General features: G+C 60.3%; 11 protein-coding genes, 1 tRNA gene, 1 pseudogene and 1 riboswitch. Of the genes and pseudogenes, 9 read left to right on the forward strand and 4 right to left on the reverse strand.

The genetic code is table 11. The features are described 5' to 3' along the window. Window positions 1–132: 132 nt before the first annotated feature. Window positions 133–227: riboswitch (TPP riboswitch) on the forward strand. The 4 genes from FYJ43_RS01525 (at window position 210) to FYJ43_RS01540 (ending at window position 4,571) form a co-directional block, all read left to right on the forward strand. Further along, window positions 210–1,796, forward strand: coding sequence for a bifunctional hydroxymethylpyrimidine kinase/phosphomethylpyrimidine kinase (locus tag FYJ43_RS01525; RefSeq protein ID WP_154561338.1), 1,587 nt, complete (start codon window positions 210–212; stop codon window positions 1,794–1,796). Its footprint overlaps the riboswitch before it by 18 nt. Window positions 1,797–1,804: 8 nt before the next feature. Next, window positions 1,805–3,154, forward strand: coding sequence for an MFS transporter (locus FYJ43_RS01530; RefSeq protein ID WP_229771551.1), 1,350 nt, complete (start codon window positions 1,805–1,807; stop codon window positions 3,152–3,154). Further along, complete coding sequence (thiM, locus tag FYJ43_RS01535) at window positions 3,151–3,921, forward strand: hydroxyethylthiazole kinase (protein ID WP_154561340.1); 771 nt, start codon at window positions 3,151–3,153, stop codon at window positions 3,919–3,921. Before FYJ43_RS01530 ends, thiM begins: the two co-directional genes overlap by 4 nt. Further along, complete coding sequence (locus tag FYJ43_RS01540; protein WP_154561342.1) at window positions 3,918–4,571, forward strand: thiamine phosphate synthase; 654 nt, start codon at window positions 3,918–3,920, stop codon at window positions 4,569–4,571. Before thiM ends, FYJ43_RS01540 begins: the two co-directional genes overlap by 4 nt. Before the next feature lie 302 nt (window positions 4,572–4,873). Here the strand turns inward: FYJ43_RS01540 and FYJ43_RS01545 are convergent, their stop codons facing one another. Further along, on the reverse strand, window positions 4,874–5,833 hold the full coding sequence (locus FYJ43_RS01545; protein WP_154561344.1) for a hypothetical protein: 960 nt from the start codon (window positions 5,831–5,833) through the stop codon (window positions 4,874–4,876). A gap of 423 nt (window positions 5,834–6,256) precedes the next feature. Between FYJ43_RS01545 and FYJ43_RS12145 the strand changes: the two are divergent. After that, window positions 6,257–6,482: pseudogene (locus FYJ43_RS12145) on the forward strand (potassium-transporting ATPase subunit KdpA); the annotation flags it as partial. A 132-nt stretch (window positions 6,483–6,614) separates the two neighbouring features. Here FYJ43_RS12145 and FYJ43_RS01555 read toward each other — a convergent pair. The 3 genes from FYJ43_RS01555 to FYJ43_RS01565 form a co-directional block, all read right to left on the reverse strand. Continuing rightward, window positions 6,615–6,690: transfer RNA gene (locus FYJ43_RS01555), tRNA-Ala, on the reverse strand. Between the two features lie 129 nt (window positions 6,691–6,819). Further along, complete coding sequence (locus FYJ43_RS01560) at window positions 6,820–8,070, reverse strand: M16 family metallopeptidase (RefSeq protein ID WP_195839882.1); 1,251 nt, start codon at window positions 8,068–8,070, stop codon at window positions 6,820–6,822. A gap of 122 nt (window positions 8,071–8,192) precedes the next feature. Beyond that, complete coding sequence (locus FYJ43_RS01565) at window positions 8,193–9,464, reverse strand: M16 family metallopeptidase (RefSeq protein WP_154561348.1); 1,272 nt, start codon at window positions 9,462–9,464, stop codon at window positions 8,193–8,195. Window positions 9,465–9,776: 312 nt separating this feature from the next. Between FYJ43_RS01565 and FYJ43_RS01570 the strand changes: the two genes are divergently transcribed. The 4 genes from FYJ43_RS01570 to FYJ43_RS01585 all read left to right on the forward strand — a co-directional run bounded on the left by FYJ43_RS01570 (window position 9,777) and on the right by FYJ43_RS01585 (window position 20,057). Continuing rightward, window positions 9,777–11,261: a SpaH/EbpB family LPXTG-anchored major pilin gene (locus FYJ43_RS01570; protein ID WP_154561350.1), complete on the forward strand. Its 1,485-nt coding sequence runs from the start codon at window positions 9,777–9,779 to the stop codon at window positions 11,259–11,261. A 22-nt stretch (window positions 11,262–11,283) separates the two neighbouring features. Next, window positions 11,284–12,210, forward strand: a complete 927-nt coding sequence (locus FYJ43_RS01575) for a class C sortase (RefSeq protein ID WP_326833223.1) — start codon at window positions 11,284–11,286, stop codon at window positions 12,208–12,210. 159 nt (window positions 12,211–12,369) lie between these two features. Further along, a complete protein-coding gene (locus FYJ43_RS01580) occupies window positions 12,370–13,467 on the forward strand; it encodes an isopeptide-forming domain-containing protein (RefSeq protein ID WP_154561352.1) in 1,098 nt (365 codons plus the stop codon). Continuing rightward, window positions 13,464–20,057 carry a DUF5979 domain-containing protein gene (locus FYJ43_RS01585; protein ID WP_154561354.1) on the forward strand — a complete coding sequence of 2,198 codons (6,594 nt, stop codon included), beginning with the start codon at window positions 13,464–13,466 and terminating at the stop codon, window positions 20,055–20,057. Before FYJ43_RS01580 ends, FYJ43_RS01585 begins: the two co-directional genes overlap by 4 nt. Window positions 20,058–20,165: the final 108 nt, after the last annotated feature.

Raw genomic sequence — 20,165 nt, forward strand, 5'->3', positions numbered from 1 at the left:
CTCGACCATGCCCACGATAGTGCTGCGGTAGTGCAACGGAGGCTTGTCAACGACTTTTTAGGATTCTTAGGGCGTCCTGTGAGTTCTCAACAACGGAGCACGAGTCCGTGTCGGCGTGAGGTGCCATACTGAGCCATGGACACGGGGTGCGCCTCGATAGCGCTGAGATCACACCCGTGGAACCTGATCTAGTTCGTACTGGCGAAGGGATGTCCGAGGTGACTACTGCTGAAGCGCTTGCCGGCCGGGGCTCGATTCCCCGCGTACTGTCGATTGCGGGAACGGACCCGTCTGGAGGTGCTGGTACCGCAGCCGACACGAAGTCGATTACGGCAGCAGGTGGATATGCGATGACCGTCGTGACCTCCCTGGTGGCCCAGAACACTCAGGGAGTCCGCGCCATTCATACCCCGCCGACCGACTTCCTCGCCCAGCAACTGACCGCTGTCAGCGATGATGTGACGATCGACGCCATCAAAACCGGGATGCTTGGCACCGTTGAGATTGTTGAAGCAGTCGCAGCCTTCCTTGATGAGCACCGGCCTCCGGTGGTTGTCGTTGACCCGGTGATGGTCGCCACGAGCGGGGACCGCCTTCTGACCCCCGATGCCGAAGCCGCCATGCGCGAGTTTTGTCGACGCGCGACCGTCATCACCCCGAATATTCCCGAACTCGCGGTGCTGTGCCAAAGCGATCCGGCAACGAGTCCAGAGCAGGCCGTGGAGCAAGCTCGCCGCTGGGCAGCTGACACGGGAGTGGCCGTCGTCGTCAAGACGGGGCACTTGGATTCGCGACGGGTTGACAATGTCTGGGTGGCCCCGGACTCGACGATGCATATTGCCCCGTCGGTTCGGGTGGAGACGACAAACACGCACGGTACTGGCTGCTCACTGTCTGCGGCCCTGGCGACCCGGTTAGGTGCTGGGGACGCCCCGGGGGATGCCCTGACGTGGGTCACCGACTGGTTGCACGAAGCGATTCAGTACGGATCGGCGTTGCAAGTCGGTACCGGGCACGGCCCGGTAGATCACTCCCATAGGGCGCGTCGGTTGGCTGAGAATGCTTCGGCGGCGGCGTGGTTCGCGCCGATCGCGGCGTTGCAGTCGCCTGAAGAGTTGACGGGGCCGTCCGAGCCTGCACCCGAGGCGGTGGTCGCGCCAGCTGGACTATGGACGAGTGCCCTGTGGCGTGCAAGTGGCGATATTACCCAGCGTATTGAGGACTCTAGTTTTGTTGCCGCCCTCATCGACGGCACCTTGCCAAAACCGGCCTTCGATTTTTACTTGGGCCAAGATGCCCAGTACCTCATGCACTACTCACGAGCCCTTGCCGCCTTAGCGGCTCGCGCCGTCGAACAGGACGAGTCGGTGTGGTGGGCGCAGTCCGCCCAGGCGTGTCTTGTGGAAGAGGCCGGATTGCATCGCTCCTGGCTCGGAGATCGCATCGACGTGACCGCAGGGCCCGTGACGTTGGCGTACACGGATTTTCTGTTGGCGAAGACACTGGGTGACGACTATGTCGTTGGTACGGCGGCGGTGCTGCCGTGTTTCTGGCTATACGCGCACCTGGGTGCAAAGGTCCCGCAGGTGCGCGAGGATCACCCGTACGCCTCATGGCTGCAGACCTATGGCGACCCGGAGTTCGTCGACGGGGCGTCGCACGCCATCGGGTTAGTGGAAAAGGCGTTCGAGGATGCCTCTGCGCCTACTCGCGCCCGCGCTGCCCATGCCTACTTGACGGCCTGCCGTCATGAGCTGGAGTTCTTCGACCAGGCCCTGCGGGTCTCAACCCGTTGAGGATTCACATGACCGCACCTGTGTCTGCTGCCCCCCGGGTCTATGCCGGAGCATCAATGCCACCGCAGGGGCGCGCCGCTCTGCGCGCCGGTGTGATCGGCAACTGGATCGACAATATCCACGTCTTCCTTCCCCTGACGGCGCTGGCACCGGCGATGGCGGTGGTCGCGGGGCCTTCAGCCGGTGCCAGTGTGGGGGCCCTCGTCGTCATCGCCATGTTGCTGGGACGTCCCCTCGGCGGGATGATTTTTGGGCGCATCTCGGATCGTCTGGGACGCACGCGCACCACGCGGTTGGCGATCGCCGGTACCGCGACCTGTGCTGGACTCATCGCCGTCATGCCCACTCATGAGCTCATCGGCGCCTGGACGATTGGGCTCATCCTAGTGTTGCGTTTTTTGGGTGGGATCTTCGTCGCCGGTGAATACTCGGCTGCCATTCCGCTAGCCATGGAGTGGTCCTCACCGAAGAAGCGGGGATTGGCGTCTGGAGTCATCTTGTCGATGGCGCCGTGGGCTCAGGCGTCGATTGCCTTCGCCGTTGCGGTCGCGCTAGCTGCCCTTGGGCCGGATCGCTACGCGGCATGGGGGTGGCGTGTTCTCTTCGTCATCGGCGCTGCAATGAGCGTCGGGATGATCGTTTATTACAGCCGCTGCGTCTATGATGCGCCGCTCTTCCACCGCGCCAACACCACTCGCGAGGCGTGGCGGACTCCGACGCCGGGGGTGCGTGAGGTCGTCGCCGGGAGGTGGGCGTCGGCCTTTTGGCAGGTCTTCACACTCATGACTGGGTTGTGGCTGCTCACCGACACGACGGTGTTAATCCTCACCGCGCGACTGCGCACCGACGCCGGTCTTACGGCCACTGCGACCTCCTGGGTGATGGGCGTCGCCTCGGTTGGGCAGGCAGTGTTCATGGCTTTGGCGGGTCACTGGTCAACCCGAGTGGGGCGGCGTCGTCTGTTGGTGTGCTGGGGGGTGAGTGCGACGGTACTCGGCCCGCTGTTGTGGTGGGGGGCGATGAGATCGACGTCGGCGGGGGTCGCTGCGCTATTCGCTCTCGCTCTACAGGTTGCGACGGTATCGGCATACGGCCCTGTGTCGGCATACTTGTCCGAAAGATTCCCGACAGAGGTGAGATCTACCGGGTATGGAATGGGGTACAGCTTGTCGCTCATCCTCCCCGCGTTGTATCCGTTCTACCTGCCGGGTCTCGAAACGGTATTCGGGCGTCTCGGCGCGGTACTAGTGCTCGTCATCCTTGGCGGGATGCTCGTCGTGTTAGGGGCGGCCCTCGGGCCACGGCTCTCGGCCAGTGACATTGATGCCGACATCGACGATGTGGCGAGGGTGGCATGACGGTACGCGAGGTCGTTGCCGCCGTGCGTGGCCGAGCGCCGATGGTCCATTGCCTCACTGCCACCGTCAGTATGTCGCTGGTAGCCGATGGTTTGTTGGCGGCCGGGCTGCGCCCCATGATGACCGAGACGCTGGAAGAGGCGCCGGTCGTAGTCACCGCTGCTGACGCGCTGTCGGTCAACCTGGGGACCCTGTCAACCGACGGAATGACTGGCATTCCAGCCACTATTGACGCGCGGCCGGATGGGATCCCGTGGGTGCTTGACCCGACGGCCATCGGACTAGCCCCGGTGCGTACCCGGATGGCCCGGGAGTTCCTCGATGCGAGTCCAAACGTCGTCAAGGGGAACGCCTCAGAGATCCTCGCCCTCGTCGGTGGGCACGGTGGACGCGGGGCTGATTCTGCTGACGGGCCGGAAGACGCTGTTGACGCGGCTATTGAGGTGGCGCGCCGAACTGGCGGAGTGGTTGTGGTGTCGGGCGCGACGGACGTCGTCGTGACCGCTGACGGGGTGGCAGAGAGGGTCGCGCGCGGACACCCGATGATGGCGCAGGTGACGGGGACCGGATGCCTGTTAGGTGCTTTGACCGCCGGGTGCCTGGTGGCCGTCGATGATCCGGTTGAAGCTGCGGTGGCAGCCGTGACGTGGTTTGACGTGTCCGGGGAGGTTGCGGCGGCGCGCGCCAGCGGACCTGGCAGCTTCCGCGTGCAGTTACTTGACGCCCTTGACGAGGTTGCGAGAACCGGAATAGAGAAGACGAGATGACATTGGACCTGCGGTGCTACTTGGTGACGTCGGGAACTGACCGCCACACGGTCGAGACCGCTGCGTTGGCCGCTGGGGCGGGTGCGGGAATAGTGCAGGTGCGGGCTAAGGAACTGTCCACCCGGGATCTGCTCAGCCTGGTACTACAGGTCGGCGAGGCCGTCCGGCGGGCAAATTCGGCCACCCGGGTGGTGGTGGATGATCGCGCCGATGTCGCGTGGGCAGCTATGCGGGCACGCGGGAACATTCACGGGGTCCATATTGGATCAACGGATTTGCCGGTGCGCGATGCTCGGGCGATGCTGGGCCCAGAGGCGATCATCGGTTACACGACTGGAACCTTGGATCTGGTGCAATCGACTGAGCCATTCGCCGATGCGCTCGACTATGTGGGCGCTGGGCCCTTCCGGCCTACCCCGACCAAGGATTCTGGTCGGGCGCCGCGCGGCGTTCAAGGGTATCCGGCTTTGGTAAAAGCCAGCAGCTTGCCGATTGTCGCGATCGGCGACGTTCAGGTGGCTGATGTGCCTTCTCTGGTCGCTACCGGGGTATCCGGTGTAGCGATGGTGCGGGCCATCATGGGTTCCGATGACCCTGCTCAGGTGGTGCGGCAGGTAGTGAGGGCCTTCGATGGGGTCCGGGTCAGTTGATGCTCTGAGGCGGTTTGGTGGGCTGAAGTTGTTACCGGGTGGTGCATGGGGTTGCGGTTCCGTCTCCCACTGCAGGGCTGTCGATAGACACGGCCGCCAGTCTCGCTAGGCCCCGTCTTCCACTGAGGGGCTGTGATTTTGTCCTGTGTTGACGCCTGTACTTTGTTCTCCTCACCTTCGTGTGGTGATCCGGGACGTAATCGTTGGGGATGCCACGTGGGGTTGCAGACTGTGGGTTCGTAACCCCGATTGCCACAGCCGGGCACAATCACCCGCCGTCTCGCTAGAGAGGTCAGCAAGCGTTACGCCAGTACGGCGCCATTCATGATCTGGCGCAGGATCTGGTTGGGGAGCGTGGATTTGGGGCGGTGGCGTTTGTGCAAGTGATTGATAATCCAGTTCAACACGAACTTCGGATCGCGCCGCAGCATCGTCGGGGTGGTGTGCAGGATTCTCCACCCGGCCTGGTCCAGATGTGCCGAACGCACCATCATCGCCTCATATCCTTCCGGGGTGCCGTGGACCGAACGGCCTTCCATCTCTACGCCCACCATCTCGGCCTGGAACGCTTGATCCAGGACATAGCGATAATTCCCCTCGCCAACCCATACTTCGTGATTCGGCTTGTGACCAGTGATCCCGGTTGCCCGTAGGATTCGCGCCAATTCCAGCTCCGGGATCGACCAAGGATTCAAGTCGATGTCGGCTAGCGCACGGTCGATCTCGACCTTCGAATATCGGCCAGTGAGGGCTTTACGGGCCGCCTGACACGAGGCCGGGGTCACTAAGCGTTGGCGCAGAGCCTGGCACACCCAGTCCCACTGGCCCTGGATTGCCAGGATGATTACCGATACCTCCGGGCTAGCGACTCGTATTCCCTCTTCTTCGATAGTGAAATGGTGAGGCACGTGCCAGCGATGCACCCAGATGCCGGACCGCCTCAGGCGTCGGGTCCGCGAGAACGCCTCGATGCCTTTGATGCCGGTGTAGTCCCAGCGTCGCTGAGTGACCGGATTCTTCAATCCGAGCAATACCAAGGCGGCCATGCCGACCAGCGTTGCGTCGCGGTGCCACAACTTCAGTGCCTGGACCATGGTAGTGACGTGGCGGGCGATGCTGGTGGCGGCCACCACTCCCGGCAAGATGCGTACCGTATCGCCTCGGGCGACGGAACGGTCAGCTTGGCCTCGCAATGGGCTGTCACGGACAATGCGCGCCACCCCGCCGTTGCTGCGTAGCTCCAGTTCAAGATTTTCCCTCATGTCCACAGTTATCGGCATAGTCCCGTAGATGCGCCGCGCTTTTTTGAACCTGTGGACAACTCGGCCCAGGTCAGCCGTACCGACTGTGGATAAGTCGTTTTCTTCCCGCACCCCAACCACGTGAGATGGCATCACGGGCAGTTATCACCCCAATCGCCACACTCGGGTTGGAGGAGGTGAGAGGGGACCATCGGAGGAGGTGAGAGGGGGCCACTGGCCCATGGCGGGACGTGATTAGCGCTACGAGGCCCATCTCGCCGGGGGTGTTAGAAAACGTCAGGATCCCGCACATCCGCATATGGGATCGCGACAATCGCCGGGATGCGCAGCGTCGATGGGGGGTGGCGCCACAACCGGCACCCCGGAAATCCCGGGTCGTCGTCAAAGTGCCATCTGGTTGCCCGGTGTCACCGCATTGTTCATCCTGCTCTGCTACCTCGAACCTTCGGGAAAATGGTGGAAGATGTGTGGCAGGGCAGGGCGATATTCGCTGCGATGGTCGTCCTGTTCACCGTCAACCTATTTGCCATGGCCGCTGCCGAAATCTCTGGCCACGGTACTGCCGCACGCCTCGCGGGCACCGTGATGGGTCGAGGAGCAGTGTTTCGGATTGGCTTCGTTGGTCGTCTTCGCCAACCCGAGGACGATCCGCAACAAGTACGAACTAGCCGACCGATGCATCCTCAACTGCGCCTCGTTTACCCGCATCACTATCACCGGCGGAAGTCACCCCAGAAACAAAACTGCCCCGCCATCAGGCGAGGCAAGTTTCGATTTCCGCTGGTGGAGCATAGGGGATTCGAACCCCTGACCTACTGCGTGCAAAGCAGTCGCGCTACCAACTGCGCCAATGCCCCCTGGACGTGCATAGTCTAGGGGACGAGTGGCAGTTTGGGCGAGTCCAGACGCCGTGTCGTGCGAAATGGCCCTCGGGATGGCTGACCACAACGTTGTACGGGATCGGCTCTCGGCTGAGTCGAGCGGTGCTATGACATTACGTCGGTGGGGTTGACGACGACGGCCTCGAACCCACGCTCGGCCAGGGCTGGGGCCAACTCGTCAGCCCGACCACACACACCGATGCGCCAACCGTCGGGGTTCAACAGCTCCCGCCAGGCTCGGTTCACCGACCATTCCCCGTCGTGTGCGCTGGTCAATGCCATCGCGGCGAGGTGATCGTCAACCCAGTTTGGTGCCAGTCCGGCCTCGACCAGAGCGGCCACCTGATGGGCTACCGCCCCGGCGGTGTCGTACTGCAATGGGGCGATGCCAACCGAATGGTCGCGGGCGTCGTTTACTTCGTCGGCTTGCAGGTCGTCGGTGGAGGTGAGGATGCGTAGTGCCTCAGCCACAGCGTCGGCTCCGACCTCAGTGCGGAAGGCCCCTGCGACGGTCACCAGACCGCCATCGTAGAGTGGTCGGGCCGTCATTCCGACCCCGTAAGACCATCCTTTTTCTTCCCGCAATACCTGGTTGAGGCGCGACCCGAATGTCCCGCCGAGAGCGCCGCATGCCACATTGAGGGCTGGCCAGCCTGGGTGGCGGCGTCCAACAGTGGTTTGCTGAATACGGACATCAGCCTGCACAGCGTCGGGACGGTCGACGAGAATTATTCGTGGCCCGTCGAGGCGCGACTGGGGTGCAGACATGTGCGAGCGGGAACCGCTGGTATTCCACCCCTCGAAGACTGATAGGTCGAGGTCCTCGACTCCCTCCCCGGCCACCACCAGTACGGCGCCGCAGATCGTCCAGCGTGCGGCCCAAAACTCACGGGCCGCTGCGGCACTCAGATTATCCACCGACGAGAGGGTGCCGATCGTAGGCAGGGACAATCGTGATCCCACCGGCCACAACGCCTGTGCTGCCGCCATCCCAGCTAGGGCTGATCCGTGCTGGCTGCTCTGGGCCAGAGAGGCTCGCGCCGCGTCGATCTGACGAGCGATGTCGTCTTCGGCCAGGCTCGTGGTGTTCAACAATTCGACGAAGAGCGTGGCTGCCGCATCGAACCTTGTCACGGGCACATCGACGCCGACATGGCTCCCAGTTAACCCAGCCGAGCCGTCGTAGCTGGCCCCGATCGACTCCATGGCTTCGGCAAAAGCTGCCCCAGGATGCTGGTTGGTGGATTCGTCGGCAGTGCGGACAACGAGGCCAGCAAGGCCCTCAAAACCAGCAGGCTCGGCACCCAGAGGCGCATCTAACCCGATTTCCATAGTGACAATCTGCTGGCCCGGCATCGGTACACGCACCACCGTGAGGCCAGTCGACAACGTCTCGACAATGCACCGCGGAAACGACCACGGCGAGCCCGGATGCACGGCGGGGCGATCGGTAAGAGGACGATCATTGCGCGTATTCATCACGCCTCCTTGTGGACGACTGTCGACGCCTGGTTAGGGGACAGCCACCGTTTTGCAGCTTCAGCGATGTCGTCTGCGGTGACGGCCTGTACTCGGCTGAGGTAGGTATTGACAAGGTTGGCGTCCCCTAAGAGGGACTCGTACATATTGAGTACGTCAGCCCGTTCGTCAACGATGGCAAATGATTCCAACCAGCCTCGCTCCACCTGGGCGCGAGCCCGTTCCAACTCGGCCCGGCTTGGCCCGTGAGCAGCGAGTTCAGTAATGATCTCGTCGACGGCTCCGGTTAGTTCCTCCTCGGACACTCCCGGTTTGAGGTGAGCTGACACCAGAGTCGTCGAGGCCCCCCGCGCTAGCCCTAAATCGTTCATTCCCACCCCATCAACGAGATGACGTTCCCTTTCCAAGATGCGGATGAGCCGCGAGCTCATCCCGGATCCGAGGACGTCAACAGCCATGGCAACAGCCAGATTGTCGGGGTCGGTGATGGGTGGGGTGGCCCACGACCGGGTGACCGCAGTTCGCGGGACGTGGCGTGTCACGATGACCCGAGGATTGTCGTGGCGAACTCGTCGCTGAATGCGTTGTGGGATGTCCCCGCTGGCAGCAGGTACCGCTCCGAGGTATGTGTCGGCCAGGGCCAACCCCTCGCTTGCCTCGACACATCCGCAGATGACGAGAACAGCATTGTCGGGCCGATACCAGGCGGAATGGAAAGCAGTGACGTCGTCGAGGCGGGCGGCGTCGAGGTCGGTTACCGAGCCAATGGTCGGGTGTCCGTATGGGTGCTCGTCGCCGAACCTGCCGTCCAGGAGCAGATCGAGTAGGTCCCCATAAGGAGTGTTGTCGTAGCGTTGCCGTTTCTCCTCCTTGACGACCTCACGCTGGGTCGTGAGATTGTCTTCGGTGACCGCCAAGTGTGCGAGTCGTTCTGCCTCCAGCCACAGCGCGAGTTCCAACCCTCCAGCCGGCACTGTTTCAAAGTAGTTAGTGCGGTCGAAGCTTGTTGACGCATTTGCTGACCCTCCCACCGCTTCGATCGTCGCTAGATGTTCGCTTGACGCGATCCCGCTTGTGGTGCCTGAGAACATGAGGTGCTCGAAGAGGTGGGCGAACCCAAAGTGGCCAACTTCTTCGTCGGCTGACCCCACTCGGTACCACATATTGACGGCGACTCCCGGGGAGGTGGCGTCAGGGTTGACGACGACACGCATCCCGTTGTCTAGGGTTGCGCGGTGCAATTGGAGGGGTTCGGGCATAGGTCCGAGCATAGGGGCCGGGCTGATGGGTGCGGAAAGTCGCTCGTCACCGTGACCTGTTTGCATTGCCAAGCTGGCCATGACACTCGCCGGACAAGTCGTTAGGAATTTCCTGAGAATTGACCACGGTATGACTCCTAGTGAAGGCACTATCTCGTCGCAGTGAGTAGGCGTGTGTTCACATAGTGGCACCATTCGGTGCCCTGGGATGTGTCGCAGCGTAAGTTGAACCTGTAAACTCCCACGAGCGATGAGGTGCTGGCGGCTGCGTACGCGAGTCGAAGACTCCTCACGAATAACCTCCATCCATATGAAGGAGCAGGTATGAGGTCATTCAAGCCCCTGTGTGCCGCACTCACTGCGTCGATTCTGACGTTCGGTAGCCTGGCTGCTCCAGCGCTGGCCGATGAGACCGGCGCCAAGCCAGATCCTAGTCCGGCGACTGTGGCTGCCACAGACAGCGTGGATGCCAATCACGCGGTTTCTCTTACGATTAAAAAACTCATCGGTGACCCGACGAACGACACCAGTAACCTCAAGGGACTCGCGGATGTCGAGTTCAAGGTCGAGAAGATTAACGTTGACCTGACGACGACCAGTGGCTGGGAAACATTATCTGGCATGAATGCCAGCAACGCCCCGATCGACGGTTCGGTGAGCTTCGGCAATATCAAGACCGGTGCCGACGGTGTTGCCAGGATCAGCACTGACACCGATGCAAACTTCAAGGTTGGCGCCTATCGCATTACTGAGCTTCAGAAGGGCAGCTACACTGTCGCCCCGCCCTTCATTGTGACTCTGCCATTCAGTGACAACGGCACGTGGAATTACGATCAGACAGTTCAGCCGAAGAACCAGGACGTTAAGCCCAACAAGCAGGTGGACGATACCGGTGCCACCGTCGGCAAGCCCTTGGCCTACACCATCAATGCTCCGGTCCCAGCCGGTGACCTTAGTCGAATGGTCATCACCGATCCGCTCGTCAATGAGTTGACCCTCGATCCCGCCAGCGTCAAGGTGACGGCATCGGGCACCAACGGTGACGTTGCGTTGGCGACGACGGATTACACCGTTACCGCTGAGGATCACAAGCTCGTCGTCACCTTCACCGATGCCGGCCTGACGAAGTTGCAGGATCAGCGTAAGAACGATCCGAGCTTGCAGGTCCATGTCGCCTTTAAGGCCACCGTCACGTCCATCCCGGCTAGCGGCGGCAAGGTGACGAACACCGCCACGGTCGACCTCCCTAACGGTGGAACGATCACTACTGATACCAACGACCAGCCGACTTCGACGACCTTCGCTACCCTCACCGTCACCAAGACAGCTCAGGGCACCGATGCTGCTAGCCTCTCCGGCGCCCAGTTCAAGCTGTACTTGTGCAAGAAGGACGACAGCACGGGCAAGTACCAGCTACTCGGCAATCCGATACAGGTTGCAAGCTCGAATGATCAGGGAGCTACGCTCACTGACACCTTGACAACGGATAACACCGCTACTGTGAAGGGATTCGGCATACCGGCGACGTCTTTCTCTGGTGGTGATACCGGTGAGCAAGCTAACCAGTACTGCGTGCTTGAGACCAAGGCTCCGGACGGATTCTTTGTTAACCCGGAGGCTCAACCTGTCGCATATGATCGGGCGGCCAATTCGCTGACAGCCTCGGTTGAGGATAAGAAGGACACCGTCTTGGGTCAGTTGCCGGCAACCGGCGCGTGGGGCCTGCTTATCGTTCTCGTCGTGGGCGGTGGGCTCGTTGCTCGCGGTGTGTATGTGAGCCGTCGCGATAAGGACCAAGCTTCTGCCTGATCGTTCGGGAGGAGACACCGCTGTGGCGCGTGGTAAAAGACGCTGGCGTTCCGTCGTCTATTTGCTACTCGGCATGGCGGTGCTCCTGGCCCCGGTGGTCGTGACTCAGATCAAGAACACCGAACAGGCCAGAATTGCCGAAAACTATTCCAAGCACGTCGCACAACTGGACGGTTCTACACGGGCCACTCAGATACGGCGGGCTCACGAGTACAACCAAAAATTACAGAATGGGACGATTCGCGATCCTTGGGGTGAGCCTCCGGATACTGAATCGGCCCGGTATCGCGACTACTTGTCGCAGCTCAACCTCGATCAGGCCATGGCCAGAGTGCGGGTGCCGTCGGTAGGCATCGACTTGCCAGTGTATCACGGCACTTCGCAGCGAGTCTTGGCAGCCGGTGTCGGCCACTTGTACGGCACCGCGCTCCCGGTCGGGGGTGCGGGGACTCATAGTGTGCTCACCGGGCATACCGGCCTAGCGACGTTGACGATGTTTGACAACCTCACTCACGTACGGGTGGGGGACATCTTCTACGTCGATGTCATGGGCGAAACCTTGGCGTACAAGGTTGACCAGATCCGCGTTGTGGAACCAACGGACTTGGCTGCTGTCAGGCCGGTAAGTGGCCGCGATTACGCAACTTTGGTGACGTGTACCCCCTATGGCATCAATTCACACCGGCTGCTGGTGCGCGGAGTCAGAACGACTCCTGTACCGCCAGAGCCGGCACAGCGTTACCACAGCCCGTGGCAGCCGTGGATGATTGCCGTGATGATCGTCGTCCTCCTCATCCTCATCTACCTCATTTACTGGTTGGTGTCGGGGCGGCGTCGCAGCAAGGATGACCAGACCAATGCTCTCCCGCGCAGGAGCGCAGGGGATATCGGTGCAGCAGAACTGTCGGAAACGACTGGTAAAGGTTGTGACGACGTGAGGAAGGCATGAGCTATGGGCACAGGGCATCGCGAGAGCCGTTGGCCTAGAATGAGCCTGCGCCGCTACACGAGGCACAGCGCCAGTTCGTGGTGGCTCGTGCGCTGCTCCCGCTGGGCTTATTCCCCTATACGCCGATGCAGCGCCGCGTTGGTCATAACGCTTCTCGCTGTGGCCGGGATTGGCGCGGGATCGATTGCTCACGCCGCGCCTTATGAGAGCGCTGAAGGCAACACGCTGGTGCTGGTGAAGCACGAAGGCGAGGGCGACACTGCCGGCCAGGCTTTGGAAGGTATTTCGTTTCAGATCAATCGAGTTCTCGACGTCTCGGCTACGTCGGCTGACGAGTTAGGCAAGTTGGTTGATGAGCACCCCGACGTCGTGACTCCGATGTCAAAGCATCGGCTAGGACCGGGCCATAAGGCGATCACTGATTCTGCCGGGCATGCCCGGGTTAGTGGACTTCCTGACGGGGTGTATCTGGTGCGAGAGCTACCGTCACGGGTCGGCGATGTGTCGTACTCGGTGGCGAGTCCATTCCTCGTGGCACTGCCCAACCCCCAGGATCGTTCCGATACCGTCCGTGTGGCTTTGAAGAACCAACCCGTCTCAGTGCAGATCACAGCGTCGCCGTCCCACGTGGCACCGTGCAACAATGTGCATATCCGAGTCGCTGGCAGTGCGCCGGAACCGGATGTTCGCGGCAAGCTGTACCGCTACGTCATGGTCCTGTCGATGGACCCAGCCTTGGTGGATCGACAGGCGCGGCGCGTGTGGATTAGCACGGGTCATACTCGCGTCGACCTGATCCGCAGTAAGGACTGGACGTCCCACGCTGATACGGCGACGGGATCGGTCGTTATCGAACTCACCGAGTCTGGGCTGGCCAAACTCGCTAATGCCCGCGTCGGAAACCCGCAGGTACGCGTCGAAGCTGACGCCGTCGCCACAGTCGGCTGTCGTACGGCCGGTGACAAGCAGTTGACGATGTCGGTGGGCTTATTCCCCGATGGTTGGCAGGTGCCGACCGATGTGGGTAGGTCGATTGATGCTGCTGCGTCGTCGGCGTCAACACACGTAATGGTGGCTGACGGCAGTGCCCAAGTTTTACCCGCTCCGGGCAAGTCCGGCGGGGCAAGGCCAGGTTTGAAGCTGCCGGTAACGGGTGCTATGGGGGCAGCAGGGGGGATCGGTGCTGTCCTTGTGACGGTGATTGTCGTGCTCTTCGTGGCCCGACCCGATCGGCGTGATAAGGAGAAGAACCAGTGACCGGACGAATCTTTTCGCGACTCAGGAATGTGTCGGCCGTCTTCCTGGCATTGCTTCTGGTCGCCACGATGGGACAACTCGGCCAGGCCGTCATCCCGGACGCTGCCACCTCTGCCGCAGCGGCGCCCGGATTCAAGGCTCCGGCAGCTAGTGGTTTGGCATCTAGCCAGGACAATTCGGCACAGAAGTGGGATTGGAATGGTTGCCAATTCCGCAGCCCGGAGGGCAGGAATGTTTTTGGCAATCCTGTGACAGGCAATCCTGCACCCCATATTTACGCGAACTCTTTATGCTGGATTGACTGGACGGGTGTCGATTTCAGCAAGGCCACGTCTACCACCCCACTTCACGTCCAACGGGTCTTTGGGAAGTATCGGTTGGACTTCGACCTGACGCGTCCCAAGATCAAGGAGAAAGTGTCCGGGGCATGGGTTGACAGGGAACAAGTGGTAGAGGTTTCTGCCCATAATACGAATACCGGAAACTTCAGCGGCGATATCGGGACGTGGACCGGTTCAGCATTCGGCTGGAACATGTTTGGCGCATATCCTGGCGACACCAGTCGACCGGTGATTTTCTCCAATATGGACAAGCACCCAGGCGGGGGCGATCAGCAGCTAGTGCGGCTACGGCTCGCCAACATCAAACTCACAGACACCACTGATAATTCCGCCGTCAATAATTACACCCTGACGATGGCGGATACCGAGTCCACAACTTCTGGCGAGGGGCAGTCCGTCGACAACCTTGATGATGTGTACGGAAACAATGTCAAATATGCGATGTTGCCTTCCGGCGCTAAATGTACAGAAGGAAACTCTACTGTTGAGGATGGGTTACGTAGCCAAGGGTCTGGTCCCAGCTGGGAGTGGGGAAGATCGATCCTGAGTGATCCGGGAGCCAACCGAAAGAAGCGCGACTTTGTCTGTGTCAATGTCGGTTCCGGAAAAATGTTTGTGGCGACGACCAAAGCTCCCCAGCAACTTGAATTGTCGTCATGGACAAGTGCCCAGGAAGGAATCGGTCTGGCGATCAACTTCAGTCGGGTTTCGGGCAAAGTGAGCCAGCCCGATACTTCGTACGAGGAGGCTGTCACTGGTCAGAAAACGACGTTCAGTGTGGCTGCCAGGACGTCGGAGGGAAACTCCATTGATTTACCTCAGGACGGATCAGGTACTGCAGTAGCTCGGGAAACGTCTAACGATACTTTCTTGGCTCCACAAGGCGGCCTCATTTTCACATCGACGGCCACCGGCACCCAAGCTGATAAAGCGCTCTTACGGTATCGGCCGAAGTGGAGGTGCACGATTGGTGATGGAGTCTGGGATATTGATGACCAGACTCAGCCTTCAGGTTTCACACTGGGCACTAACGGAGCGTCGAGCGAGCTCACCGTCACCAATAGCGTCAATCATGACAACGAGCCAGTCGATTGCCAAGTGACGTGGGCCAGTAGGTACAATCGCGCGCAGCTCAATGTTGGGAAGACCGTGCAGGGAGGTGCTGGCCAGTTTGCTTCTGTGCAGGGTCGTACCTACACGATCCACTACGACTGTGGCGACGGCACCGATCCCAGCCTCCCATTCCGCAAGGCAGACTTCGAAAGTGCGTACCCGGAGTCTGACCGTCAGGGCGGCTCCGATGGTGGGCAAGGTGTTTCGCTAACTGGAGATGTGAGTCTGTCTGCTGGTGACACGAAAACTCGTGATTTCATGCCGGCTGGGGCGTCGTGTGTCTTGTCGGAGACCTTTACTGATCCGAAGGCTCCCCCAGCTCCCCCCGGTCTTGGCCTCGACCAGACCTGGACAGGCCAGGGCGGTAGTGACAAGGTATCCGCCTCGGACACCAGTGTCACCGACGGTAACGGTACTTCGGTTACCCGTACTCGTGTTGTCACTTTGCAAAAGGTTGTCGCCGGGCAAAACTCCGGTTCGACGACCGCAGTGAACACCTATACCCAGCGCACGGGAACCTTGCATATTGACAAGGAACTCGTCAGCCCTAAAGGTGATGATGCTATTGATGCATTGTTCAACGGCGCTGCATCTCGCACCTATGATTTCGATCTCATCTGTCCGGCGGCGAACTTCGATACGAAGTTCAGCCTCACCATCTCGAAGCGGGGGAGTAGCTATTCCAGCACTAAGACCGATGTGCAGGTTCCGGTAGCCGTTGACTGCTACCTCCATCCCCTTTCGGGCTTGAGCGCAAGTGAGAGCGCAAAGTTCGAATTTGAGGGGCGTGACGTTACGGTTAACGGTGGCCAGCCTATCCAGCCAGAGCCTGATAGCAGTGCATACAAGAGCGCGTATAAGCTGAGTCTGCCTGACTATGCGCCTGGTACCACTGCCTCTAGCGCGAATGTTCATTTGCGTACGAGTTATGGCTATTTACGCCGGGATATCACCGTCGTGGAGCAACTTACTGGCCCCGGTCGTACCGTGGCCGAGTCGGGTATCGACTCTTTCTCGGCGGCATACACGTGCAGCTACGGTTCCGATGGTGCGAGCACCGTTAATGGTGTGTTGACCATTCCCAAGACGCAGTCCGATGGTGCTGTGACATTTTCGGCTGTCATTCAGGACGTTCCGGTCGGCGCCAGTTGCACGATTTATCAGAGCGACGTCACGGCTGCCAGTGGATCTCTATCCGATGTGACATTGAAAGACACCCAGCTCAGCTTCACTGACATGAAGGACGTGAGCACAGTGTTGTCTAATGACGAGGCTAAGACTAAGCCCATCATGACGGTGCAAGACTCTACTGACAAGACTCAGAACCGCGTCATCATCACCAATACCTACACCCCTGTGCTCGGCACGGTCCGGCTTACGACAGCCCTTGTTAATCCGGATAATCGCACTGATCTTCCCGGGGACCTCACAGTGAACTTCGACTGTGGTACCCGCACTGTCGCGGATTCCGGCGGGCAGAATTCCAGGTCGATTGCACTCACGGGAACTGTGACGTTGGCTCCTGACGGAAGCGCTGTTCTTAAAGCCGGCACCGGCAATAAGGATGACGACGCTCTGGTTAACGATCAGAACGGTGCCATGGGTGTGCCCTATGGCCAGACCTGCCACTTCTCCCAGACTCGTCCCGACGGGCTCTCCGGGGATATCAAATGGACAAGTGATGCAAACCAGCAGAGCTTCACCATGGACAACACAACTGCTGGCGGGGACCGGCAGGCTGACGTCACGGTGACTGATACCTTTGCCAGCGTCTCGAAGGGACTGACGATTAACCAGACCGTGACGAGTACTGATGCCAGACTCGCCCAAGACGTCAGTTACACCCTCACATGCACGACGAGTGCCGGCGATCCCGTCGATCTCGGATCGGATGCATCCTTTACCTTAGGCGCCGGAGAAGCGGGTTCGACGACCCCCACCGCGAAGGATTTCAGTGGGCAGCAGTTGCCTGCCGGCAGTAAATGTCGGCTGACTGAAAACCGATCCGGTACGTCTGGCGAGACCTACCAGCGCACTTCGGGGTTGGACGGGGGAGGCACTTTCCCGATTACCCGTAAGAGTTCAGCGCAGTTGTCCGGTGGTTCAGGATTTGACCAGGTAACGTACAGCAGCGAGGCCCCAGTAGTCGCTGACTTCACGGTTGGTGTGCAGTCCTTGCTGACTATCGACAACGAATACGACTTCGTCAATACCCGACTCACCTTAGATAAAGACGTTGCCGTTGCTGCCGCAACCGATGCCCGTGGTGAACCCATTAAGAACGCTGATGGCACCGACGAGACATTTATTTCCCCGCAGCGTCTTGCCATTAAACGTAATCAGGCGTTCCCGATGACAGTGGCCTGCACTACGCCGTATGGCCAGGTTCTCGATGGCTTCAGTCAATCGGTGAGTGACTACGCGGGCACTGAAGACAATCCATCGACCGTCGAGAACGCTCCCACTGTGGTGCGCGAGGCAATTCCGGTGGGCTCACGCTGCACTGCGCTTGAGGGCGAGACCTCGACTACTGAGGGTATTTCACTCACGACGTCGGTGGCTGTGGACAAGGACAAGCACGATTCCTCGGTTGGAGCACAGCGTACGTTCTGGGTGCGCCCAGACAGCCCGGCGGACGGGGTGCCGGTCAGCGTCACGAACACCTACCGACGCAATCTAGTTCCGGTCAAGTTGTCCAAGTTTGCGAACTTGCCTGGCAGCATCGAGAAGGCCTATGCCGACGCCAATGCGGCGCGTCCAGATCTCGATCAGAAGATCCCCTATTACACCCACACCTTCACCATGACCTGCCGTGATCCCAAGACCACCGGCGCTGATGGTAAGGAAGCTGTGTTGGGTACCTTCTCCGGCACGATCACCGGGCCTGGCACCTATACCTTCCCTGACGTACCCGCCGCCGCGAACTGCTCTATTGTCGGCGATCACTTCGGGGAATTGGGGCTGGCGTTGCATGTTCCCAAGGCTGATAATCCGCAGGATACGGACCTTCTTAAAGCCTATGTGAAACCTAAGCAAATCAGGTGGGTTGTCGGCGATAATGACAGCACCGCAAAGGTGGAAAGCGAGGACGCCATCTCCAATGCAGGCGGCGTTGCCACATCGGACTCGTTCCATACGATTTCCGGTGATAACACCGTCGACATTTACAATAGTTACCGGTACGTCACTAGCCAGGTGCAGCTCACTAAGAAAGTGGTGGCGACTCAATACGGGTTTGACCAGTTAGATGCATCGAATCCGAGTTTCGGATTTCACGCGTCGTGCCGTGCGGTGGGTGTTGAGACTCCTACCGGCGGTGGCGACATGCTCGCAGGTGGCCCCACGCTGCCACAGACGCTGGGATGGGACGTATTCAAAAACGCCCAGTCCCGTGCTGAGGGCACCGATCCTGACACCGGTGAGGCCATCTTTAGTCGTAGCTACAGCTCGGACAAGGTGAACGTGCCAGCTGGCGCGAAGTGCACCATTGCCGAGGACAATGTCACAAACACGCCGCAAGCCTTGCAGGTCAACCCGGATCAAGCGGGCCCGCTCGTCATTACCGGGCAGGCACCTAGCCCAGATCTTTCTGGTACTGAGGGCGCATCGCCTGACCTTAATGATGTTGACCCGTCAGCGCCAGTGCGCACCTCGTGGGACTTCGTCAACACCTACGCCCGACGAATGGTTCCGGTACGCGTCGCGATGATGCAGGCAGGCTCCTGGCGGACCGCAAATGCCAATGGGTACACAGTGGATATCACCTGTCACGACACCGCAGGTACGCACCGAGTCGAGAGTTTTCTTCGTGACGACACGGATCTGTCTTCGGTGGTTAGACAAGCGGTGCCGACCGGGGGTAGGACTGTCAATCTTCCGGTCGATGCCTCGTGTGATGTGTCCCTAGCTGGGAGTCCTGCTCTGGCGGCCCGGCCCGACCTCGAGGTCACCCAAGGCAGCCGAACTCCATTCGTGGTGTTTGGCCAATGGAATGGTGACGGAGTGGCAGCCGAGAATAACCCTACCGAGGACCCTGCTAACACTCCTGCAGATAAGGTCACGGCTGATCAGAAGGCGTACACGTACTCCATTAACCTGCCCGAAGACGCCACTGTGCCGGCTGGTAAAGATGTAGCTATGACGGTGGGGGCTGAAGCCGTCCACCTACTCGCTACAGCGACGCCAAGCCTTGTTAAGACGGTGTCCGGAGATGTGGCTAAGGATGCACAACTGACGTTCACTAGCCCTTGCTTCCCCGATGATATGAGTACGCAAACCATCAATCCCGGCGAGAGACTCCAATTCAAACCGGTCCCGGTGGGCACGTCGTGCGAGGTCACTGAGACGAAAGGTGGCGTCAGCGGCGTCGACCCGACCCTATCGGTGCAGGCTAAGGGGGAGTTCATTGCAGACAACCCAACGGTGACTAACGTCAGTGCCGGTCGCGGAAGCAACGGGCAGGTCATAACCCCGGGAGCTCATTCCGTGAGCTTCACCGTCAATCCCGTCAAGGATGCCACCGACCTGTCGACGTCTGGTGACGGGTGGATGATCAGCGTGCTGGACACCTACCCATCCATGAAGGTGGTCAAGAGCATTGTGGGTCCTGCGATGGCATCGGATCCTACTGGGCCGGCGGATACAGCCATGCTGGATTCAGATGCGACGACTATGGACGTCACTTACAGCATCAGCAACGATGGCGGATTTGACCTCACGACGTTCAGTCTCAGCGATCCTTCGCTGGCGGGTAAGCAGATCCAGGTGGGAGCTGGTGGTGCAGGCCAGACGCTGACCATCGGTGCTGACGGCACGATTCCGGCGCAGGCGTGCCGCCTTGATCAATCGACGGTGACGGTCGGTGGTCAGACGTCGTGCACCATTACCGTGGAGCTCGGCGATCCGCAACCTCCTGCCTGGCTAAAGATCCCGGCCGGGGCTGTGACGGTGACCGCTGCCGTTACTAATTCCGCTCCGTCAGTTGGCGCCGTCACCGCTACGTCTAATACGTACGGCGCGATCCGTCCGGTCACCAATATGTTGCCTCACACTGGTATGCAGACCCTATTGCTGGTGTTGCTGCTAGGCCTCCTGGTGTTGGGGATCGGCTTGTGGCAGCATCGGCGCGATCGGTGACAGCGGCACGCTCCTATCGGTTGTGGTTCCCGCTTCATGCAGGGGCGGGAACCACGCCGCGGGGGCATCACATATTCGGTGCTGGCGCCGCAATGGCGCCGGGCGCTG

The organism is Cutibacterium porci (genome assembly GCF_009696315.1).
Classification (GTDB): Bacteria; Actinomycetota; Actinomycetes; order Propionibacteriales; family Propionibacteriaceae; genus Cutibacterium; species Cutibacterium porci.